Annotated in this window: 21 protein-coding genes; 13 read left to right on the forward strand and 8 right to left on the reverse strand. The window is 32.9% G+C overall.

Going from position 1 to position 23,424, the window contains the following annotated elements; genetic code table 11:
• The first annotated feature begins 5 nt into the window (after positions 1 to 5).
• The 9 genes from N5D90_RS10640 (at position 6) to N5D90_RS10680 (ending at position 9,845) form a co-directional block, all read left to right on the forward strand.
• Positions 6 to 1,205, forward strand: coding sequence for an FtsW/RodA/SpoVE family cell cycle protein (locus tag N5D90_RS10640; protein ID WP_038332831.1), 1,200 nt, complete (start codon positions 6 to 8; stop codon positions 1,203 to 1,205).
• Positions 1,177 to 2,283, forward strand: a complete 1,107-nt coding sequence (gene murG / locus N5D90_RS10645; RefSeq protein ID WP_038332836.1) for an undecaprenyldiphospho-muramoylpentapeptide beta-N-acetylglucosaminyltransferase — start codon at positions 1,177 to 1,179, stop codon at positions 2,281 to 2,283. Before N5D90_RS10640 ends, murG begins: the two co-directional genes overlap by 29 nt.
• Positions 2,283 to 3,623 carry a UDP-N-acetylmuramate--L-alanine ligase gene (gene murC / locus N5D90_RS10650; RefSeq protein ID WP_280062425.1) on the forward strand — a complete coding sequence of 447 codons (1,341 nt, stop codon included), beginning with the start codon at positions 2,283 to 2,285 and terminating at the stop codon, positions 3,621 to 3,623. The genes murG and murC overlap by 1 nt, the downstream gene beginning before the upstream one ends.
• Position 3,624: 1 nt before the next feature.
• Complete coding sequence (locus N5D90_RS10655) at positions 3,625 to 4,356, forward strand: cell division protein FtsQ/DivIB (RefSeq protein WP_280035426.1); 732 nt, start codon at positions 3,625 to 3,627, stop codon at positions 4,354 to 4,356.
• On the forward strand, positions 4,343 to 5,794 hold the full coding sequence (gene ftsA, locus N5D90_RS10660) for a cell division protein FtsA (protein ID WP_280062426.1): 1,452 nt from the start codon (positions 4,343 to 4,345) through the stop codon (positions 5,792 to 5,794). The genes N5D90_RS10655 and ftsA overlap by 14 nt, the downstream gene beginning before the upstream one ends.
• Before the next feature lie 55 nt (positions 5,795 to 5,849).
• Positions 5,850 to 7,694 carry a cell division protein FtsZ gene (gene ftsZ / locus N5D90_RS10665; RefSeq protein ID WP_084106861.1) on the forward strand — a complete coding sequence of 615 codons (1,845 nt, stop codon included), beginning with the start codon at positions 5,850 to 5,852 and terminating at the stop codon, positions 7,692 to 7,694.
• 101 nt (positions 7,695 to 7,795) lie between these two features.
• The gene (locus tag N5D90_RS10670) at positions 7,796 to 8,248 is read left to right on the forward strand and encodes a GatB/YqeY domain-containing protein (protein WP_038332853.1); all 453 of its coding nucleotides are present in this window, start codon (positions 7,796 to 7,798) and stop codon (positions 8,246 to 8,248) included.
• A gap of 323 nt (positions 8,249 to 8,571) precedes the next feature.
• A complete protein-coding gene (locus N5D90_RS10675) occupies positions 8,572 to 9,102 on the forward strand; it encodes a septal ring lytic transglycosylase RlpA family protein (RefSeq protein ID WP_125349637.1) in 531 nt (176 codons plus the stop codon).
• Between the two features lie 167 nt (positions 9,103 to 9,269).
• A complete protein-coding gene (locus tag N5D90_RS10680) occupies positions 9,270 to 9,845 on the forward strand; it encodes a hypothetical protein (RefSeq protein WP_280062427.1) in 576 nt (191 codons plus the stop codon).
• An 83-nt stretch (positions 9,846 to 9,928) separates the two neighbouring features.
• Here the strand turns inward: N5D90_RS10680 and mqo are convergent, their stop codons facing one another.
• From mqo to N5D90_RS10695, 3 genes are all read right to left on the reverse strand, one after another.
• Entirely contained in the window at positions 9,929 to 11,404 is a 1,476-nt protein-coding gene (gene mqo, locus N5D90_RS10685) for a malate dehydrogenase (quinone) (protein ID WP_115001727.1), read from the reverse strand.
• Between the two features lie 254 nt (positions 11,405 to 11,658).
• Positions 11,659 to 12,042 (reverse strand): RDD family protein, encoded by a 384-nt coding sequence (locus tag N5D90_RS10690; protein WP_280062428.1) that lies wholly within the window; start codon positions 12,040 to 12,042, stop codon positions 11,659 to 11,661.
• 74 nt (positions 12,043 to 12,116) lie between these two features.
• The gene (locus tag N5D90_RS10695; protein ID WP_280062429.1) at positions 12,117 to 13,598 is read right to left on the reverse strand and encodes a hypothetical protein; all 1,482 of its coding nucleotides are present in this window, start codon (positions 13,596 to 13,598) and stop codon (positions 12,117 to 12,119) included.
• Positions 13,599 to 13,746: 148 nt separating this feature from the next.
• On the opposite strand from N5D90_RS10695, the gene N5D90_RS10700 reads away from it, so the two are divergent.
• Genes N5D90_RS10700 through leuB form a run of 4 tightly spaced genes read left to right on the forward strand, consistent with a single transcriptional unit; the run spans position 13,747 to position 18,030 of the window.
• Positions 13,747 to 14,922, forward strand: coding sequence for a 2-isopropylmalate synthase (locus N5D90_RS10700; RefSeq protein ID WP_280062430.1), 1,176 nt, complete (start codon positions 13,747 to 13,749; stop codon positions 14,920 to 14,922).
• Positions 14,919 to 16,304, forward strand: a complete 1,386-nt coding sequence (gene leuC / locus N5D90_RS10705) for a 3-isopropylmalate dehydratase large subunit (protein ID WP_115001721.1) — start codon at positions 14,919 to 14,921, stop codon at positions 16,302 to 16,304. Before N5D90_RS10700 ends, leuC begins: the two co-directional genes overlap by 4 nt.
• 12 nt (positions 16,305 to 16,316) lie before the next feature.
• Positions 16,317 to 16,919 carry a 3-isopropylmalate dehydratase small subunit gene (gene leuD / locus N5D90_RS10710; protein WP_280062431.1) on the forward strand — a complete coding sequence of 201 codons (603 nt, stop codon included), beginning with the start codon at positions 16,317 to 16,319 and terminating at the stop codon, positions 16,917 to 16,919.
• Positions 16,906 to 18,030, forward strand: coding sequence for a 3-isopropylmalate dehydrogenase (leuB, locus tag N5D90_RS10715; protein ID WP_280062432.1), 1,125 nt, complete (start codon positions 16,906 to 16,908; stop codon positions 18,028 to 18,030). The genes leuD and leuB overlap by 14 nt, the downstream gene beginning before the upstream one ends.
• 82 nt (positions 18,031 to 18,112) lie before the next feature.
• Here leuB and groL read toward each other — a convergent pair whose 3' ends face one another.
• The 5 genes from groL to secG form a co-directional block, all read right to left on the reverse strand.
• The gene (gene groL, locus N5D90_RS10720) at positions 18,113 to 19,738 is read right to left on the reverse strand and encodes a chaperonin GroEL (protein WP_038332902.1); all 1,626 of its coding nucleotides are present in this window, start codon (positions 19,736 to 19,738) and stop codon (positions 18,113 to 18,115) included.
• 118 nt (positions 19,739 to 19,856) lie between these two features.
• Positions 19,857 to 20,135 (reverse strand): co-chaperone GroES, encoded by a 279-nt coding sequence (gene groES / locus N5D90_RS10725; protein ID WP_019975019.1) that lies wholly within the window; start codon positions 20,133 to 20,135, stop codon positions 19,857 to 19,859.
• Positions 20,136 to 20,294: 159 nt separating this feature from the next.
• Positions 20,295 to 22,541 carry a reprolysin-like metallopeptidase gene (locus tag N5D90_RS10730; RefSeq protein ID WP_236688179.1) on the reverse strand — a complete coding sequence of 749 codons (2,247 nt, stop codon included), beginning with the start codon at positions 22,539 to 22,541 and terminating at the stop codon, positions 20,295 to 20,297.
• 5 nt (positions 22,542 to 22,546) lie between these two features.
• The gene (locus N5D90_RS10735) at positions 22,547 to 22,885 is read right to left on the reverse strand and encodes a hypothetical protein (RefSeq protein WP_115001712.1); all 339 of its coding nucleotides are present in this window, start codon (positions 22,883 to 22,885) and stop codon (positions 22,547 to 22,549) included.
• A 188-nt stretch (positions 22,886 to 23,073) separates the two neighbouring features.
• Positions 23,074 to 23,424: a preprotein translocase subunit SecG gene (gene secG, locus N5D90_RS10740; protein ID WP_038332909.1), complete on the reverse strand. Its 351-nt coding sequence runs from the start codon at positions 23,422 to 23,424 to the stop codon at positions 23,074 to 23,076.

Below are 23,424 nucleotides of genomic sequence, written 5' to 3' on the forward strand. Positions count from 1 at the left end.
AACCAATGTCTAACATCGTACAAAAATATTTTAAAGGCGATAAACCGCTTTGGGCTTTCATTTTATTGTTAGCACTATTTTCGTTTTTACCTGTTTATTCAGCAAGTTCTAACTTGGTGTATACGGTAGGATCGGGTACTATTTTTGGGCATTTAGGTAAACACGCAGTGATTTTATTAATTGGTTTATTTATCATTTATGGATTACAACGTATTGATTATCGTTGGTTTGGTTTGTTTGCTTTAACAGCTGTTGTTATACTTTCTGGAGTTTTGGCAATAACGCTCGTACAAGGACAAACCATTGGAGGTGCAAATGCTGCACGTTGGTTAACGATTCCGGGAACTGGAATTGGTATTCAACCCTCGATGATTGCTTCGCAAGCGTTGTTGATTTATATAGCTCGTTATTTGACAAAAAATAGAGACAAAGAATATACGTGGAAAAACACAGCAGTTCCATTATTCTTACCAATTATTGTAATTGTAGGATTAATCTTTCCTTCTAATGGTTCAACAGCGTTGATGTTAGCTGGAATGTGTGGAATATTGTTGATTATTGGTGGATTTCCATTCAAATATTTATTTACAATTGCTGCGGTAGGTTTTATTCTTGGTGGCGGATTTGTGTGGATGGCTTTATCTCGACCAGATTTAGTAACAAATTCTCGTGTGCACACATGGATGTCACGTATCGAGAAATTTAATGATGATTCTGGATTAGAAAGTTATCAAGTTTTACACGCAAAAGCTGCAATTGCAAGAGGATTGAATGAAATGGCTGGACCAGGAAAAAGTGTTTTCAAACAAACTTTACCTCAGTCATCATCCGATTTTATCTTCGCGATTATTGTAGAAGAATATGGTGCAATTGGTGCAATTCTATTAATTGGAATTTTCCTTCTGATTTTAATACGGATTTGTATCATCGCATCAAAGATTCATACCGTTTTTGGTACGCTACTTGTGTTTGCAGTGGGCTTACCAATTATTATACAAGCAATGGTAAACATGGCGGTAGCGGTTAATTTAATTCCAGTAACGGGGCAACCATTACCAATGATTAGTTACGGAGGAACATCCATTTGGATGACATGTATTTCGTTCGGAATAATTTTGAGTGTAAGTACTCAGATTAAATCGCAAGAAGAATTAGAACAAGATAGAAAAGTATTAAGTGAAGAATACATCGAAGACATCGCCTAAAGTTTTAATAAGCGGCGGAGGAACAGGTGGACATATTTATCCAGCCATTGCAATTGCAGACGAAATTAAAAGACGTTTGCCAGATGCACAAATTTTGTTCGTTGGAGCAGAAGGAAGAATGGAAATGGAAAAAGTGCCAAAAGTTGGATATGACATAAAAGGTTTGCCAATTTCTGGATTTGATAGAAGTAACATGAAAGCGAATTTAAAGTTCCCTTTTAAATTGATAAAAAGCTTAAGTCTTGCAAAAAAAATCTACAAAGATTTTCAGCCAGATTTAGCTGTTGGTACAGGAGGTTATGCAAGTGGACCAATGTTGTGGGTAGCAGGAAGCAAAAATGTTCCGATTTTATTACAAGAACAAAATTCGTTTCCGGGAGTTACCAACAAAATTTTGAAAAATAAAGCGAGTGCAATTTGTACAGCTTACGAAGGAATTTCACAGTTTCCACAAGAAAAAGTGCATTATACAGGAAATCCTATTCGTGCCGAAATTTTTCAAAATTTACCATCAAAGGCAGAAGCAATTTCAGCTTTTGGATTAGATCCAGAAAAACCAACTATTTTATCTGTTGGAGGTTCGCAAGGATCAAGAGCAATGAACAACGCTTGGTTAGAAAACCTTGACGAATTTGTTGCAAGTGGCGTTCAATTGATTTGGCAAACAGGAAAGTTAGATTATCAAAAAATCAAAAATTTGGTTGGCGATAAATATCCAACGATTCATGTAACCGAATTTATTTATAACATGAAAGATGCGTATGCAGCTTCGGATATGATTGTTTCTCGTGCAGGAGCAATGGCAATTTCGGAATTGTGTATTGTTGGAAAAGCAACTATTTTGCTTCCATTGCCAACAGCAGCAGAAGATCATCAAACCAAAAATGCACAAGCATTGGTTGAGAAGGATGCAGCGATTATGGTGAAAGATGCAGATGCAAAACAAATTTTAGTCAAAGAAGTAATTGCTTTGGCGAACAATGAAGAATTAAAAAATAAATTATCTCAAAACATTAAGCAATTAGGGAAACCGAATGCGACAAAAGAGATTGTAGATATATTATTGAATTTATTATAATGAATATTTTAGATAAAACATATTATTATTTCATCGGTGCAGGAGGAATCGGAATGAGTGCTTTGGAACGTTTCTTCAAGTCAATCGGAAAAGAAGTTGCTGGTTATGATAAAACACAAACCGAGTTAACAACTGAATTGATTGCTGAAGGAATTGATATTCATTTCGAAGATAACATCGAGTTAATTCCAGCAGGAATTAATCCAGAAAATACGTTGGTAATTTATACGCCAGCGGTACCAAAAGATCATTCAGAACTAAATTATTTTTTAGTGAATGATTTTAAAGTAATGAAGCGTTCTGAAGTGTTAGGTGAAATTACCAAACATACATACAATATTGGTGTTGCGGGAACGCACGGAAAAACAACGACTTCGTCTATTTTAGGACATATTCTAAAAGTTGCTAATGTAGAATGTACAGCTTTTTTAGGTGGTATTGCAGAAAATTACGATTCGAATATCATCTTAAATGGTTCTAAATATACAGTTGCAGAAGCCGATGAATTTGACCGTTCTTTCTTACGTCTTTCTCCAAAATTAGCGATTATCACAAGTGATGATGCTGATCATTTGGATATTTATGGAGAACGTGATGAAGTGAAAAAATCGTTTCAAGAATTTGCAGCAATTGTCGAAGAAAAATTATTTGTTCACAAAGGTTTGCCTTTCGAAGGAGCTTTTACATATGGAGTGGATTTGGATGCAGATTACGATGCGCACAATGTAAGAATTATTGACGGACATTATGTGTTTGATGTAAAAACGCCAAATGGTTCATTAACAGATGTCGGAATTTTATTACCAGGACATCACAATATGGAAAATGCGGTTGCGGCTTTGGCTGTTGCAGATTATATGGGTGTTCCTCATGATAAAATAAAAGAAGCTTTATCAACTTTTGTTGGAGTTAAAAGACGTTTTAATCGTTTCGAAGCAAATGGAAAAATTTACATTGACGATTATGCACATCACCCAACAGAATTGAATGCAGCAATTCGTTCAGTTCGTGAACTTTATCCGGGTAAAAAAGTATTGGGAGTATTTCAGCCTCACTTATTTACACGTACAAGAGATTTCGCAGAAGAATTTGGACAAAGTTTATCGCAGTTAGATAGTTTGATTTTATTAGACATTTATCCTGCCAGAGAGTTACCAATCGAAGGAATTACTTCAAATTGGTTGCTAGAAAAGGTGAATTTAAATGAAAAAATAGTATCTTCATTAGAAGATAGTTTAGCAAACATCAAAAAACAAGATTTTGATGTATTATTGACTGTTGGAGCAGGAAATATTGATACAATTGTTAAACCAATAAAAGAGTGGTTAAGTGAAGCGTAAATTGAAAATCATAAAAGTGATTTTTGGAGTTGCCTTGCTAATCGGTTTGATTAGTTTTACGGTAATTAAGAATGCTTCGCGTACAGTGAATAAAATTGACGTGGCGTTTGTTCAGCCAGTTGATAATTATTTTATTAATGATGAATCGATAAGAGAAATTATCAACAAAGATGGAAAAGACATTCTGAAACAATCTCTACGAGATGTGAATGTTAAGGAAATCGAACAAAAAGTAAGTGAGAGTCCTTTTGTAGATTCTGTACAAGTAAGTAAAGATATCAACGGACATTTACGACTTGACATAAAAGCAAACTCAGCAGTAGCAAGAATAAAGACGCTGAAAAATGAATTTTATTTGACAACAAAAGGCGGAAAAATGCCTTTATCTAAATTAAATTCAGCAGATGTAATCTTAGTTTCTGGTGATGTAAAACCGAATGAATATGAGGATTTGAGTAAATTTGTTCAAGCTTTGAAAGCAGACGATTTATTAAAAAATCACATCATAGCCATTCAAAAAGTGGGACAACGTTCTTTTAATTTAATTGTAAACACAGGAAACTATTATATAGAATTAGGAACTTTAAACAACTTTGAACAGAAGTTACATAATCTAAAATTATTCTATAATCAATACATTGATTTTATAGGAACTGAAGATTATGAAAAATTGAGCTTGAAATTTGTAAACCAAGTTGTAGCAACCAAACGAATAAAAAATGGAGAACAATAGTAAGATTGCAGTTGGCTTAGACATAGGGACTACAAAGATTGTAGCGCTTGTCGGACGAAAAAATGAAAACGGAAAAATTGAGATTCTTGGACACGGACAAGCAAAAAGCTTGGGTGTACACAGAGGTGTTGTGAATAATATTACACAAACCATCAACTCGATAAAAGAAGCAATTGATAAGGCTGAAAGGTCATCTGGTGTCAAAATTACTGATGTTACTGTTGGTATTGCCGGACAACATATTCGTAGTTTACAACATAGCGATTACATTACTCGTACCAATTCAGAAGACGTGATTGATGATAATGATTTAAAGTTATTAACAAATCAAGTATATAAATTGGTCATGTTACCTGGAGAAGAAATTATCCATGTTCTTCCTCAAGAATTTAAGGTTGATAACGAAGGCGAAATCCGCGAACCAATCGGAATGTACGGAAGCCGTTTAGAGGCTAATTTCCATGTGGTTGTAGGGCAAGTTTCATCTATCCGAAATATTGCACGTTGTGTAAAAGCTGCTGGTTTACGTTTGGCAAGTATTACTTTAGAACCAATTGCATCGTCTAGTGCTGCGCTTAGCGAAGAAGAAAAAGAAGCTGGTGTTGCATTGATTGATATAGGTGGTGGAACAACGGATATTGCAATTTTTAAGGATAATATTATTCGTCACACATCTGTTATTCCGTTTGGAGGAAATGTGATTACAGAAGACATTAAAGTTGGATGTTCTATTATTGGAAAGCAAGCCGAAGCTTTAAAAGAAAAATTTGGTTCTGCTTGGCCAGGAGAAAATAAAGAAACAGAAATTGTATCGATTCCTGGTTTAAAAGGACGCGAAGCAAAAGAAATATCATTAAAAAGATTGTCACAAATTATTCATGCACGTGTGCAGGAAATTTTGGAACAAGTATATTTGGAATTGAAAAACTACGGTTGCGAAGATCAAAACAAAAAATTGATTGCAGGAATCGTTTTAACAGGTGGTGGATCTAAATTGAAACACATTCGTCAACTTACAGAATATGTAACAGGAATGGATGTAAGAATTGGATACTCTAACGAACATATTGTCGGAGCAAAAGCTGAGGAAATTAGCGGACCAGAATATGCAACATCTGTTGGATTATTAATGAAAGGTTTAGAAGAATTAGCGGCGAATTATCAGCACGAAATTTATGAAAAACCAGTTATTAATAATTTAAATAACCAAGAAGAATTAGAAATTGGAATTCAACCAACACAACAAATAAAGACTGTAAAAGCTGAAATTGTTGTTGAGGAAGAAATTATCCAAAAACCAAAAAGAGAAGAAGTAGTAGACGAATTCTTGGATCAAGAAATTGGAGAAAAGAAAGAAGCTAAATCTAAACCAGAAAAGAAAAATTTCTTTTCGAAATGGACGGATAAATTTATCCAAATGATCAACGAAACTGAATAATAAGAATAAACTAGAATAAATTACGAACCAATTTAATAAGAAGAATATGAGTGATATGTTAACAGGAGATATTATGTTCAACTTACCAAAGAGCCGATCTCAAGCTATCAAAGTAATCGGAGTAGGTGGTGGAGGTAGTAATGCCGTAAACTACATGTTTGAACAAGGAATTGCAGGTGTAGAATTTGTAATTTGTAATACGGACTCTCAAGCATTAGCAAATAGTCCAGTACCAACAAGAATTCAATTAGGACAAGCAATAACAGAAGGTTTAGGAGCTGGAGCAAATCCCGAGGTAGGAGAGCAATCTGCTATCGAAAGTATGGATGATGTAAAAGCTGTTTTAGACGAAGGAACTAAAATGGTCTTTATTACTGCCGGAATGGGTGGTGGTACAGGAACCGGTGCAGCACCAGTAATTGCTGGTATTGCAAAAGAAATGGATATTTTAACTGTAGGGATTGTTACAGCGCCATTCTTTTTCGAAGGAAGAATGAGGTTGGAACAAGCCGAAAAAGGTATCGAAAAATTAAGACAAAACGTAGATTCATTGATTGTTATTAACAATGATAAATTACGTGAATTATATGGAAACTTAGGTTTCAAAAATGGTTTCTCAAAAGCTGATGAGGTTTTAACAACAGCAGCTAAAGGAATTGCAGAAGTTATTACACAACACTATGCAATGAACATCGATTTACGTGATGCGCGTACAGTACTTAAAAATTCTGGTACAGCAATCATGGGATCTGCTCAAGGTTCTGGTGAAAACAAAGCGAAAGATGCAATTTCTTCTGCTTTAGATTCTCCATTGTTAAACAACAACAAAATTACAGGAGCACGTAACGTATTGTTATTGATTTTGTCTGGTAATAACGAAATTACAATGGACGAAATCGGTATTATCAATGATTACATTCAACAAGAAGCTGGTAATAGTGCAAATATTATCATGGGTATTGGTGAAGATTTAGATTTAGGAGATTCTATCTCTGTAACTGTTGTGGCAACTGGTTTTCCTACAGAAGATCAAGCATATACAGGAAAAGAGGAACAAAAAATTGTACACACATTAGAGGAAGAACAACCAATAAATAAAACATTATCAGTTGAGCAACCTTTTGTGAATCGTGTAAAACCAATGACGTTAGACTTTGGTCGTTCTAATGCTTCTCAACAAGCACAACAAACGCCTCAACAAAATCAAACGCCAGAGGCTCCTCAAAATAATTATCGTCAAGCAGATATTAACCAAAGTTTTCAACAACAAACTTATCACAATACGCCAGAAGAATCTTTCGAAGAAAATAATTCTCCAAAGCGTTATGTTTTAGATGATATTGAAGATGAGCCAGTACAAGAAAGACGTTCTTATGATGATTTCGAACCACGTTTAAAATCTGATTTTAATCGTCCGCAAGAACCAACGAATAATGTAAATAATAATCAAACATATAATTCATATTCTAATCCTGTAGCTTCAGAACAGTCAAATTATCCTCAAAATAATTATACTGGATACCAAGCTCCAAAGAACGAAGGATATGGAAATGTAGAACCAATTCAGTCTAATGTAGCTCAATCAACTGCACCACAAGCAGAAGAAGTGCAAGTTGCTGTAGACCCATTTAATCAGCCAATTGAGCAATCAAATGATCCTGAATTGAATAGTATGATTGAAGAGAGAAGAAATCGTTTGAAACAATTTAATTTTAAATTCAACAATACGATGACGAATTCTCAAGTAGACGAATACGAAGCAATTCCTGCTTACAAACGTCAAGGATTGAATTTATCTGATCGTAATGATAATCAATCTTCTGATTTTTCTGTCGGAACGAATCGTAACAACGAAACACAAATTCGTCCAAACAATTTTCTACACGATAACGTAGATTAACAAACGATCACTCGTAAAAAATATTCTTATTATAGAAAAGGTTCATTGCTTTTGCGATGAGCCTTTTTTTGTCTTAAATTTGTAGTCTAAAAGCAAAACAAATGAATTTAGAAACTCAAATAATGGCACAGTTAAAAGAAGCGATGAAAGCTAAAAATACTGTTGCTTTAGAAGCTTTAAGAGCTGTAAAATCTGAATTATTATTAGCAAAAACATCTGGTGCTAACGGAGAATTATCAGAAGATCAAGAAATTGCTTTATTACAAAAATTAGTAAAACAACGTAAAGAAGCTGCTGAACAATTCGAAGCAAACGACCGTGCAGAATTAGCTGAAAAAGAATTGGCGCAAGCAGAAGTTATTCAACAATTTTTACCTGCTCAATTATCAGACGAAGAATTAACAGCTGCAATTACAGAAATTGTTGCAGAGGTTGGCGCTACTTCTCCAAAAGATATGGGAAAAGTAATGGGAGCTGCTTCATCTAAATTAGCTGGTAAAGCGGAAGGAAAATTAATTTCAGCTAAAGTAAAAGACATTTTAGCTAGTTTATAATTGATTTTTAGATCTTTAAAAATTAAGAAAAGGTAAAGTTTTGTAAACTTTACCTTTTTTATTTCTTTATTTGATAAATTTCTTCAAATTATACAAAATGATTATTTATTGATTATCAATAACATATCCGATTTAAACAAATAATTGCCAAAAAAATTGGGATTATAAGTTTATTTTAACATTAAATTAACAAATCGCTGTAGGCATCTAAATTCGCAAAGCACAAGAGATTTTAGAATTAAAAATCAATCGATTAGAATAATTCTAAACAAGAAGCTGTTTATACCCTTAAATTTGCAAAGTAAATCAGAAATATCTAAAGGATGACGAAAAGCATTACAGCGTTTATAGCAATGTTAATGATTTTTCCAATAGCAAATGCTGATGGTAAAATTTTTAAGGATTCTGGTAATAATGATACAATTATTATGCCAGCTTCTGAGAAAAGATTTAGTAACGATATTGATAATGATACCATCAAAAAAGATACATTATCAGTTGAAGATGAAAAGTTGGTTGGAGAACTTATCGAGAATAGTGCTCGAAAAATCTCGACAGGAGTTGTTTCTTGGTATGGAGACAAATTCCACGGACGCAAGACAGCTAGTGGTGAAACGTACGACAAACACGAACTAACGGCTGCCCATAAGTCTTTACCATTTGGTACGAAAGTAAAAGTTACGAATATCAGAAATGGTAAATCTGTGGTTGTAGAAATCAACGACAGAGGTCCATACGCTAAATCTAGAGTTTTAGACTTAAGTCAAGCTGCATTCAGCGAAATTGGTCACACCAACACAGGAGTGATGCAAGTTGAATACGAAATTATCAAAAGCGAAGACAAGAAAGACTAAGATGTTCAGAAAAAATTAAAAGGTTTGAGAATTTATTCTTAAACCTTTTTTTATGCTTTTAAGTTTTGTGTAAAAATTAAATCCTGATAAATGAATGATATTTTGTAAAATCAGATAAAAATTTTATATTGATTTAGGATTTATAAATAATTAAAACCAAACAACCTATGGTAAAAATAATCATTTTAATAGTTGCAATAATTGTACTATTTGCATTTATGCTTTTTAGCATTTATAAGGTTTTCATCAAGAAACAAAAAGGCTATAAAAGCTCTATTTTTATTAGTTTATTTTTGTGTATTGCTTTAAGTATTTTTACTATTTATCTTACTGTAACAAAAACTTATAATAAAATTGTGAACGAAGGAGATGATTTTATTGTTAATGTGTCTTCAAAAACAGGAGATCTTACTGGTCGTTCTGCAACTTCTTTTGGAAAATCAACTTATGATGGTGTTGAAAAAACTTTAAAAAATGAAGCTTTTATTTTAGATCCATTAAAAAATAAAGGAGTTGAGATGGGGAAAATATTAAATACAAATCCAAATACTTTAGAAATTTATCTAATTTTCAATAAAGATTTTAACGGCGATATTTTAGTTAAAATAAAAGATATGAATAATCAAGAAATTGGGCGTTCTAAACTTAATTTGAATAAAAAAGAAGGTGAGGCTGGCTATATACAATTTAATTTTAGTGAATTAACAACGATAGAAACTCAATCTAAAATATATATTGAGTAATTATAAAAGTTATTATTTACTTAAAACAAAAAAATCCTGATAAATGAATATCAGGATTTATAATTATATGATGTAAGAAAATCTTAATCTAAAATTTTAAGCACTTTAGTTGTACGTGCTCTTGATGCTTCAACTAATTCAGCTTGTGCTAAATCTTCACCGTAAGAAGGAATCATTTCTTTGATCGCTTCGTTCCAGTTGTTTTTCATCAAGTCTGGGAAACATTGTTTCATCAAGTTCAACATTGCGCTAACAGATGTAGATGCTCCTGGAGATGCTCCTAATAAAGCAGACATTGTTCCATCTTGAGATGTAACGATTTCTGTACCAAATTTCAAAACTCCTTTTCCGTCTTGTTTTTCGATTACTTGTACACGTTGTCCAGCAGTTTGTTCGAACCAATCGTCTAATTTCGCTTCTGGGAAATATTCTTGTAATTCTTCTACTTTTTTCGCTTTAGACAACATCACTTGTTCTACCAAGTATTTTGTTAAATCGATATTGTTTAAACCACAATTCATCAAAAATCCTACGTTTCCTAAGTTTACAGATTTGAATAAATCACAATTAGATCCGTATTTTAAGAATTTTGTTGAGAATGTTGCAAATGGTCCAAATAATAAAGATTGTTTTCCATCAATAACACGTGTATCTAAGTGAGGAACAGACATTGGTGGTGCACCAATTTTTGCTTTTCCATATACTTTTGCATGATGTTTTTTGATGACTTCTTCGTTTTGACAAATTAACCATTGTCCACCAACTGGAAAACCACCAAATTTTTTCGATTCTGGAATTCCAGATTTTTGCAACAATAAAATTGCTCCTCCACCTGCACCAATAAATACGAAATCAGCATTAAGTGCTTTGTTATTTCCAGATTTTAAATCTTTTACTTTAACTGCCCATTTTCCGTTGCTAAGACGAGTTAAGTCTTTTACTTCGTGTTCAGTTTCTAACGTAATTTCTTTTTTGTCTTGTAAACCTTTGAAAATTTGACGCGTTAATTCACCAAAATTCACATCAGTTCCCAAGTTCATATGCGTTGCCGCGACTTTTTCATTACCTTTTCTACCATCAACAATTAATGGAGCCCATTCTTTGATTTTAGAAACATCATCAGAATATTCCATATCCTTAAATAAAGGATGTTGAGATAATTTTTCGTAACGTTTTTTCAAGAAATTTACATCGTCATCGCCCCAAACAAAAGACATGTGTGGAGTAGGACGTAAGAATTTTTCGGGAGAAGAAACGTAATTATTTTCGACTAAGTAAGACCAAAACTCTTTAGAAGTTTCAAATTGTTTTGCAATATTAATTGCTTTATCAATATTAACCACTCCATTTTTGTCCATTGGCGTATAATTCAATTCGCAAAAAGCAGAGTGACCAGTACCTGCATTATTGAAAGCATCAGAACTTTCAAATCCAATCTTATCTAATTTTTCGAAAACAGAAATCTTAATAGCCGGATTTATTTTTTTAAGAAGTATGCTTAAAGTAGCACTCATGATACCAGCACCAACTAACACTACCTCTTGAGGTTGTTTTTCCATTTCTCAAAAATATATTTACGTTGCAAAGGTATTAATAAATAGCCTTTTTTGCGAAATAATACGCAGAAAAAACAATGATTTTTTACATAAATTATTGTTTTGAGATAATTTGAATAGATTTTATTTTATAGAAAATTATTCAAACTCTGTTTTTCCGATACTTTCGATGTTGTCTGCTTGTGATAAATCTAATTCAAAAGCTTTTTTATTGACAACTGTAGTTTTAGAAATCTTATCGTGCCAACCATTTTCTCCTAAAAAAGATAAAACTTAAAAGGAATTATTCTACAAAGACTTCTCATAAAATAATCTTTCGTGGTAGGTGTAGAACCATCTATCATCACAACTTTTGTTCCGGTAACTAATTTGCCAATAGAACGTCCTTTGGTTAAAAACTCTGATAAAAAAATCAATAAAACATAAAAAAAGACTGTGATAACTCTATCAATCAAAGGATTTATATTTTCTAATTGATAAATAATGTCGCTTTCTGGATTAATGATTACAATAACAATTGCTATAAAACCGAAAAATAACATTGTCAATAAAATGATTGATACATAATCTATAATAAAATTCAAAAAGCGCAATCCTTTGTTCGCCTTATGTTCGCCAACTTTGTAATCTTGGTACATCATGTTTAGTGTTGATTAGATATAAATATATGTAAAACACTAAATTTTTAAAATTATTTTATGCAGATAATTTAAGTCTAAATTTTATCTTCCATCCAACGTCTAAGATTGATATAATTGGTATTTCTACGCAACAAATTTTCATTGTCAGAATCTTTTAAGAAATCATCTAATTCTCGAAAAGCTTTCACTTTTTCATGTGGATACAAATCATTCAATTCAATAAAAAACAAACTAATTTTTCGTGTAATAATGTTACTATTTTTCATCTTTTTACAGAATTGATGCGTTTTGTACGAATACGTATCCAATTCTTGATCGTTGCCAGAATCATACAAATTCATCATAATCAAAACCAAGGTATAAAAATGTAAATCTTCTTGAATTGTCGATTCACTATTGATTATTTTTTGACAATATTCGAATGAATTATCCCAATCTTTATTCAGAAAATAATACGCAGCAATCTTTAGATAAAGTACCAAAATATGATGATTATCGATTTTATGTTGATGCAATTTTATTTCGCGCAAAATATCTTTAATCAAAAATGGACTAATATTTTCTTTCGGATTAATGAAAAAATAATTCAGTTTACTATTAAATTTATTGATAAACCAAAGCGCTTCCACATTATCATTTTGAGGTAAAATCTCGTAAACAGATTCTAATTTATCAAACCAAAATTTGAATTCTTCCGAATTTTTTTTCAGGTATAAAATCTTCAATAAATATGAATTTCCTTTGATAAACCAAACAGGATGACTAAGAATTCGTTCTTTTTTCTCGTAAAATAACTCAACCCATTTTTTAGAAAATTCATAGGCAGAATGTAGATTTTGCGTTAACATCGACAACCAAACATTCGCTTTATAAAACCATAATTTCTCTTTAAATTTTAATTTCTTAAAATCAATATTTTTTGTTTCCGAATCAAAGAAATTCTGAATTTTCTTAATTTCTTTTTCATCTTTTGCATATCCATTTTCGAGCAAAATACTATACAATTTCAGTGATAAATTAGATAATTTACTTGCTTGTAAATTCTGTAAACTTAACTCTTCTGATTGCTCAATCAATTGATCTGCACGACCAGAAATACTTCGCGTAATAAATTGCGATTCGATAATTTTTTCGAGTTCTAAAATATCATAAGCAATGGCTTTTTCGTCAAAATCTAAGGCTTGAGTTTTGGCTTTGTCCAACATTTTTAGACTTTGCTTGTGCAAGCCTTTTTGGTATAAAATTGTAGCAAAATCAAATTGTTCACGTATTTGCATACGCGAATTCTGTTGCGAAGGATTCATCCTCAAGCTAAACAAAATTTGTTTGTACAAATGCGCTTTTAGATTTGATAATTGTTGTTTCGTGGTAATTTTTTTCTTCAAAATTAACGTTTCATCATATTCTTCCAACTTATCCAACGCTTCAAATAATAACAAAAATTTTGCATCTGCATTAATTTGCAAACGATTTACATAAAGCTTGAATTGACGTTTTTCGGAACGATTAAGCGACTTTATTAAACTAAATAGTGCGTCTTTGTTATGATTTGACATTGTAATTAAATTATGTGTAATTAATTGAAAATAAAATAATTGATTAAAATATTTTAGCTTTAAGAATTGTAAAACCTATTTCAATTTGAGAAATTAAAGTTAGTACAATTTTAATTTTACATCACAATAACAAAGAAAACTAATTGCAATGAGTGCTGAGAAGATTCAAATTTTTGATACGACACTGAGAGATGGAGAGCAAGTGCCGGGGTGTAAGTTAAACAAAAAACAGAAGTTAGAAATTGCGGCTCGATTGGATGATTTAGGTGTTGATATTATCGAGGCTGGTTTTCCAATTTCAAGTCCAGGAGATTTCGAAGCCGTAAATGCAATTTCAAAATTAGTGAAAAATGCCACAGTTTGTGGTTTAACTCGCGCAAACAAAAAAGATATAGAATCTGCAGCCAAAGCTTTACAATGTGCGGTAAAACCAAGGATTCATACTGGAATTGGAACTTCGGATTCTCATATTATTCACAAATTTAATTCGAATCGTGAAGCGATTATCGAACGTGCAGTTGAAGCGGTTGCTTATGCAAAAACATTTGTAGATGATGTTGAGTTTTATGCTGAAGATGCAGGAAGAACGGATAATACTTTTCTTTCTCAAGTTTGTGAAGAAGTGATCAAAGCAGGTGCGACGGTTCTTAATATTCCAGATACAACGGGTTATTGTTTACCTTTTGAGTACGGAAATAAAATTAAATATTTGAAAGACCATGTTCAAGGAATTGATAATGTGATTATTTCTTGTCACAATCATAACGATTTAGGTTTAGCGACAGCGAATGCAGTTGCAGGAGCAATAAATGGAGCACGCCAAATAGAATGTACGATTAATGGAATTGGTGAGCGCGCTGGTAATACAGCTTTAGAAGAAATTGTGATGATTTTTAGACAACACAAAGAATTAAATTTCTATACAGATATCAATGCTCAAATGTTAACAGAATTAAGTCAATTGACTTCTGAAACAATGGGAATGATGGTGCAACCAAACAAAGCAATTGTAGGATCAAATGCGTTTGCGCACAGTTCTGGAATTCATCAAGATGGTGTGATTAAAAATCGTGAAACATACGAAATTATCAATCCAGCAGATGTTGGTGTAAATGAATCCTCTATTATTCTGACAGCTCGTAGCGGGCGTTCGGCGTTAGCTTATCGTCTGAAAGATATCGGTTTCGACACATCTAAAAATGAATTAGATATTTTATATGAACAATTTTTAGAAATCGCAGATTTGAAGAAAGAAGTTGTTCGCGAAGATTTACTTGGATTAATGCATCAGTTTAACCAATCAACACAAAGAAAATTCGCATGAGAACATTATTCGATAAAGTGTGGGATGCCCATGTTGTCAGCCAAGTAGAAAATGGACCACAAGTTGTTTACATTGATAAACATTTGATTCACGAAGTAACAAGTCCACAAGCTTTTGCAGAATTAGAAGCGAGAAATATTCCAATTTTTCGTCCAGATCAAATTGTCGCAACTGCGGATCACAATGTACCAACGATCAATCAAGATCAGCCAGTTCGAGATCCATTATCAAAACAACAATTAGAACAATTAGCAATTAATTGCGAAAAAAATAATATTACATTTTATGGCTTAGGTCATCCGTATCAAGGAATTGTTCACATTATTGCGCCAGAATTGGGCGTTACACAACCGGGAATGAGTATGGTTTGTGGTGATAGTCATACGTCTACGCATGGTGCTTTTGGAGCGATTGCTTTCGGAATTGGAACAAGCCAAGTTGCACAGGTTTTTGCAAGTCAATGTTTGTTGATGAATAAACCGAAATCGATGCGAATCAAAGTCAACGGAAAACTGAATCCAAATGTTCAACCAAAAGATGTGATTTTGTATATCATTTCTAAAGTTGGAACAAATGCTGGAACAGGTTTTTTCTGTGAATATGCTGGAGATGTCTTCGAGAATATGTCGATGGAAGGTCGAATGACAGTTTGTAATATGTCGATTGAAATGGGCGCTCGTGGCGGAATGATTGCACCAGACGAAACAACTTTTGCTTATTTAAAAGATAAACCATTTGCCCCGAAAGGAGAAGAGTGGGAGCAAAAAGTAGCGTATTGGAAAACTTTACCAAGTGATGCTGATGCGATTTTTGATGAAGAAATAGAATTTGATGCGGCGGATATTTATCCAATGATTACGTTTGGTACGAATCCGGGAATGGGAATTTCGGTGAAAGATATCATTCCATCAAAAGATTCGTTAAGCGATAATGAAAAAGAATCGTTTGAAAAAGCATTGAAATATATGGGTTTCCAAGATAATCAATCAATCATCAATCATCCAATTGATTATGTGTTTATCGGAAGTTGTACCAATGCAAGAATCGAAGATTTGCGTGAAGTGGCAAATTATGTGAAAGGAAAACAGCGCAATGAAAATGTAACAGCGTGGATTGTTCCAGGATCGAAACAAGTAGAAAAGCAAGCGATAGAAGAAGGTTTGGATAAAATTTTTGAAGCTTCTGGATTCAGATTGCGCGAACCAGGTTGTTCGGCTTGTTTGGCGATGAATGACGATAAAGTTCCAGAAGGAAAATATTGTGTTTCGACTTCGAATAGAAATTTTGAAGGTCGTCAAGGTCCAAATTCTCGTACATTATTAGCAAGTCCTTTGATTGCTGCTGCTGCTGCAATTCATGGAAAAATTGTTGATATCAATTAAAATTTACTCAAAATGGATTCAATCAATCAATTAAAATCATCGGCTGTTCCGATTAAAATAGAAAATATAGATACCGATCAAATTATTCCAGCTCGTTTCTTGAAAGCAATTAGTAGAGAAGGTTTTGGAGATAATTTATTCAGAGATTGGCGATTTAATCAAGATAATCAATCAATTGATAACTTTCCGCTGAATGATTCAAAATATGTAGGGAAAATATTAGTTGTCGGAAAAAATTTTGGTTGTGGAAGCAGCCGTGAACACGCAGCTTGGGCAATAAAAGATTATGGGTTTGATGTAGTGATTAGTAGTTATTTTGCAGATATCTTTAAAGGAAACGCATTGAATAACGGAATTTTACCAATCGTTGTTTCAGATGAAATTTTAAATCAAATCTTTGAAATCATCGATCAAAATTCTTCAACTGAATTTGAAGTTAATTTAGAAAATCAAATCTTAAAAATTCAAGATCAAACCATCAACTTTGATGTTGATTCTTATAAAAAAATCTGTTTATTAAATGGATATGATGATATCGATTTTTTAATCAGTCAAAAAGATAAAATAGAAACTTACGAACAAAACCATAAATCTTTACAACATGAAAACGCATAAAATTGCAGTACTTTCTGGCGATGGAATAGGACCAGAAGTCGTTTCGGAAACAATAAAAATTCTGAAAGTCGTTGAACAAATTTTTAAATATAATTTCGAATTTGAGGAAGCTTTGATTGGTGCAATTGCGATTGACGAAACTGGAAATCCTTTACCAGATGCGACGTTGCAATCATGTAAAGATGCAGATGCGGTTTTGTTTGGTTCTATTGGAGATCCAAAATATGACAATAATCCGAACGCAAAAGTTCGTCCCGAACAAGGTTTGTTAAAGCTGAGAAAGGAACTTGGTTTATTTGCAAATATCCGTCCAATCAAGGCTTACGAATCTTTGTTGGGGAAAAGTCCATTGAAACGTTCGCACATCGAAGGAACAGATATGGTTATTTTTCGTGAGTTGATTAATGGAATTTATTTCGGAGAAAAATTTACGGCGCAAGATGGTTCGCATGCGTATGATACGTGTTCGTACAATAGAAAAGATATTGAACAAATTACACATTTAGCTTTTCAGGAAGCAATGAAACGTCGCAAAAAAGTAACGTTGGTAGACAAGGCAAATGTGTTGGACACGTCTCGTTTGTGGAGAAAAGTTGCGATGGATATTAGCCAAGAATATCCAGAAGTTGAATTAGATTTCTTGTTTGTTGATAATGCAGCGATGCAATTAATTATCAATCCAAAACAATTTGATGTGATTTTGACTGAGAATATGTTTGGCGATATTATTTCGGATGAAGGAAGTGTAATTGGAGGAAGTATAGGTTTGTTGCCTTCGGCTTCTATTGGTACAGAAAATGCATTGTTCGAGCCTATTCATGGTTCGTATCCGCAAGCAAAAGGAAAAGGAATTGCAAATCCTATGGCTTCTATTTTGAGTGCTGCAATGATGTTGCGTTATTTGGGATTAGAAGAAGGTGCGAAAGCAATAGAAAATGCGGTGGAAAATGCGATTAATAATTTGATTGTAACTTCAGATTTAGATGAAACGAGTGATTATTCGACATCTGTTGTGGCAAATTATATTGCAAAGATATTATTGAGCGATCATGATCATCATTCATATTTCAATTTTGAAAATGTATTGATGGGAAAATCGACGATTATATAGTTTTTATTATTTATGACTTAATGAAAAAGCCATTCAGATTTCTGAATGGCTTTTTCTATTGTATATTTTTATGAGTTGATGATTACATCATTCCTGGCATTCCACCTCCCATTGGTGGCATAGCTGGCTCATCTTTTTTAATTTCTGTAACAACGGCTTCAGTTGTAATTAACATACCTGCAACAGAAGCAGCGTTTTCTAATGCAACACGAGCAACTTTAGTTGGATCAATAACTCCAGCCTCGATCATGTTTACATATTCGTCAGTTTTTGCATTGTATCCGAAATCTCCATTTCCTTCTTTTACTTTAGCAACAACTACAGAACCTTCTCCACCAGCGTTGTGAACGATTTGGCGTAATGGTTCTTCAACTGCACGCGTTACAATTTTAACACCTGTCGCTTCGTCAGCATTTGTTGTGTCAATTGTTAAGTTAGATAAAGCTCTAACGAAAGCAACACCACCACCAGCAACGATACCTTCTTCTACAGCAGCGCGAGTTGCGTGTAAAGCATCATCAACACGGTCTTTGATTTCTTTCATTTCAACCTCAGAAGCAGCACCAACGTATAATACAGCAACACCTCCAGCCAATTTAGCTAAACGTTCTTGTAATTTTTCGCGGTCATAATCAGAAGTAGTTGTTTCTACTTGCGCTTTAATTTGGTTAACACGAGATTTGATTTGTTCTGCATCACCAGCTCCGTTAACAATAGTTGTATTGTCTTTGTCGATAACAACTCTTTCTGCAGTACCTAACATTTCTAAAGTAGCAGTTTCTAAAGTAATTCCTTGCTCTTCAGAAATAACAGTTCCTCCTGTTAAGATAGCGATATCTTGTAACATTGCTTTTCTGCGATCTCCGAATCCTGGTGCTTTAACAGCAGCGATTTTTAAAGAACCTCTTAAACGGTTCACAACTAAAGTAGCTAAAGCTTGACCTTCAACTTCTTCAGAAATGATTAAGAATGGACGACCTGATTGAGCAACTGGCTCTAATAAAGGTAAGATTTCTTGTAAGTTAGAGATTTTTTTCTCACATAATAAGATGTAAGGATTCTCTAATTCAGCAATCATTTTATCTGCATTTGTAACGAAGTAAGGAGATTGATATCCACGATCGAATTGCATTCCTTCTACAACGTCAACATAAGTTTCTGTTCCTTTCGCTTCTTCAACAGTGATAACACCTTCTTTTCCAACTTTAGAAAAAGCTTCAGCGATTAATGTTCCAATAGTATCATCGTTATTTGCAGAGATAGAAGCAACTTGTTTGATTTTTTCTGATGAATCACCAACTTCTTGAGATTGCTCTCTTAAGTTAGCAACGATTCCAGCAACAGCTTTGTCAATACCACGTTTTAAGTCCATTGGGTTTGCACCAGCAGCAACGTTTTTCAAACCTTCGCGAACGATAGCTTGAGCTAAAACTGTAGCAGTTGTCGTACCATCACCAGCAACGTCGTTTGTTTTAGAAGCAACTTCTTTTACCATTTGCGCACCTAAGTTTTCGATTGGATCTTCCAATTCGATTTCTTTCGCTACAGAAACTCCGTCTTTAGTTACATGTGGAGCACCGAAAGATTTTTCTAAAACTACGTTACGACCTTTTGGTCCTAATGTTACTTTAACTGCATTTGCTAATGCATCAACACCTCTTTTTAAAGCGTCTCTTGATTCAATATCGAATTTAATATCTTTTGCCATTTTTTGTTTATTGTATTATGTACGATGTAAAAAGTACAAAGTACTTGGTTTTGTTATGTTGAATAAATTAAAAATCTAATAATACATTTTACTTTGTACAATTAGACATTTTACATTTTTAGATGATTGCCAAAATATCAGCTTCACGCATGATTAAGTAATCTTTACCTTCTAATTTTAATTCAGTTCCTGAATATTTACCATAAAGAACTTTATCACCAACTGCAACTGTCATTGGTTCATCTTTTTTACCATTACCAACTGCAACTACAATTCCTTCTTGTGGTTTTTCTTTTGCTGAATCTGGGATAATAATTCCCGAAGCTGTTTTAGTTTCTGCTGGAGCAGGCTCAATAACCACTCTATCTGCTAATGGTTTAATGTTTAATTGTGACATATTTGTATTTTTTATTTTTTCTAAATTGATGATTTTTAATCAACGAAAAACGTGCCAATAGCCAATTTCTGCCATTATGGATAAGTTAATTGTAATGAGAAAAAATAAAAATGCCAAGCTGTCAGACAACTTGGCATTTAAAGTAATTTTTATGAATAATTATTTTTTAATAATCACTTTTTTCGTGAATTGTTCGTTACCTGCTTCAATCGAAACAACGTAAACACCATTTGCTAAATTAGATAAATTAACTTGTTGAGATTTCGAAGAATTTAACGTGTTTGAATAAACTGTTCTTCCTGCTAAATCTGTCACCATAATTTTACCTGTTGTAAATGATTTTGTAAAATCTAAATTGATTATTCCATTTGAAGGATTTGGAGAAATTGTCGCTAAATCTTTTGAATTGATCTCAGAAGTTGCTAATTTATCAGAAATTTCAAAATTTGCAGCATTTACAGCTAAGAAAACATTATCAATCGCTTTAATCATAATGCGCGCTTCTTTTGTCAAGGTAACATTTGTTGGAACTGTAAAATCATATTTTCCATTATTTGGAACTGATTCAGCTAAAACATAATCAAATGTTTTTCCACCATCAACCGATAATAAAATTTTTACGTTTTGTGTATCAATTCCATTTGCATCCGTTCCCGCAACATCCCAAGTAATTGATGCTGGATAATTTTGAGTCCAATAATCAGTTGTCGCTTGCGAAGTCACTTTGAATGGACCGAAATCTTTTGTAACAAGTACAACATTTTTACGGTCAGTTTGACCTCCTTTAGGATTGTTATCTCTAACTAAAAGAGAGAATTTTAGCGTACGAGCAACGCTTGGAATAACTTCCCAGTTCATAGGAGCTGGATTTGTCTCTAAAGTTAATTTACCATCAACAATTGATTGTAAATTAGGGAAGTATCTGTATCCTACTGTAGTTGGATTAAGAGATCGAAATGTTGGTCCATTTTTATTAGTAGATACAGGAGGTTGCGTAGCTATTTGTGTATCTGTTTGTTCCCAGTTGTATGTTATTGCGTCTCCGTCAGGATCGCTGGCAGTAGCTTCCAAAACAAAAGCAGTTGAGTGAGGAATGTTATATGATAATTTATCTAGAACAATTATAGGTTCATTGTTTCCTGAATCAGTATTTACTGAACAACTTCCATTTGTAGAAGTAACAAAATTATATATATTACTAACACTTACAGTAGAAAAATAAGGGTCACTATTATTTTGTACATTAGGAGGACAAATACCAGCATAAGCCATAATGGTACTTCCACTACCAGGTTCAACTGCTGTAGCGCCTGAGCGATTTCCACTACAAGAATTGTTAAAAGTATGTGGTGCTCCAAATTGGTGTCCCATTTCATGAGCTACATAATCGATATAGAAAGGGTCATTTATAGGTGCTCCTAATCCAGTTACACCTCCTGCTTTAATTGTGCTACAAGGACTTTGTAAGTAAGCTACTCCACCACCACCAGTAGAAAAAACATGGCCAATATCATAATTATCTACACCTATTTCTCTGTCTAAAACAATTTGATTTTCTTTTAGCATAGCACTTCCACTATTGTTGGTGTATTCATCTGTTGTAATAAAAATAATTTTATCATTATTTTCCACTAGTTCCATTGTTACACCAAACTCTTTTTCATAAACACCATTTACACGAGTCATAGCTACATTTATAGCTGAAATAACAGCTGCTAGTTTTTCTTCATTGGTACCAGATGATAATCCAGCTCTATTTACATGGTATCTAGAGTACTCTATAGTTGTCGCTAAAGCTAAACGGTATTTTCTCATTTTACCATCAATAGCAGTTTTATTCGTAGGTATATCATTTGTGATTTGATTGATTAATTTCTGTTGATATACATCATCTGTATGACAAGAAAAATTAATATTATCATCAACATTTTTTCTACTATAAGAAATGTAAGTTGACAAATCTTCTGTATAAGCATCAATATAAGAAATATCGTGACCTTTCTGTATCATTGCACTAAAACCGTGATAAGGAGAATAACTAAAACGGATTGTAGCTTTTCCATCAACAGATTTCCCTACATAAGATTTAATCGTGTTATATTTCTCTTGTAATTTAGGCGCCATAATAGATGCTTCTTCAACAAGATATTTTGTTATTTCTCCATTTTCATTCGGAATGTTTACTAACTGAGCATTATTATTCCCTTTGTTGGCAATAGAATTTAAGTCATTAAGTAAACTTGTAACATCTAATTTAAATAATGTAAATTCTTTAGGAACAGTTGATCTTTCAACTAAATTAGTAGGTTGAAAATTTTTATTTTTCAATTCTTGCCAATGATTACTTTGCGCAAAAACCGAACTTCCTCCCATCAGAAGAGATAAGATAATAAATTTTGTTTTCATAAATTTCAATATTCTAGTGTTAAATAATTAATTTCTTTAGGTATTTCTATAAAAAATAAGTTGATAGATTTATCAGCTTCATCTTTATATTGATGTAGTTTTAAAATGTTTTTTTTAGAAGAACTAGTTAATTCAGAGATTTCGTAACGATCAATATCTTCTTTACAAATAACTGCAATATTTTTATTTGAGAAGTCAATTATTTCTAATGGAGCATTTCGTTGTCCTGGAATAATTAATGACGTTTGAAATTCATCAAAATCTTTCATATTTGTAAAAACTTTTACTTCATTTTTACATCCTTTTCCATCAAATGCAGTTCTAAAAATATTTAATTCATTCATAGAAATAGTTTTTAAAACTTTTTGTTGACCGCATCCGATAAAAAATAAAGATATTAATAGTATAAAGAAGTAATAGTGTTTCATATTCAGTGTTTAGGACTAAATTATGAATAAATATTCAATATAAGGCATTAAAAAACGCGAATCATTCGATGATTCGCGTTTTTTGATTTATTTTCTTATCAAAATTACTTCGCTGGTTGAGCTGGTAATTGATTTTGACTTGCTCCGTTTGCAGCAGGTTGCGTTGGTAAATTATTAGCCGGTGCCGTAACATTTGGCTTAATTGGTTTTATCGCATTTGGATTTTCATGCGAAGCACTTGCTCCAATAATCAATACGATTACAGCGATAAATAATCCCCAAGTTGTGTTGTCTAAGAATTTATTTGTTCTTTGAACTCCAAACATTTGGCTTCCTCCGCCACCTCCGAAAGTAGAAGATAATCCTCCTCCTTTAGGGTTTTGAGATAATACGATTAGTACTAATAATACACATAAAATCATGATAATAATCATGAAAAACTGAAATAGTCCCAT

The sequence above is a fragment of the Empedobacter sp. GD03797 genome (assembly GCF_029842105.1).
GTDB lineage: Bacteria > Bacteroidota > Bacteroidia > Flavobacteriales > Weeksellaceae > Empedobacter > Empedobacter falsenii_C.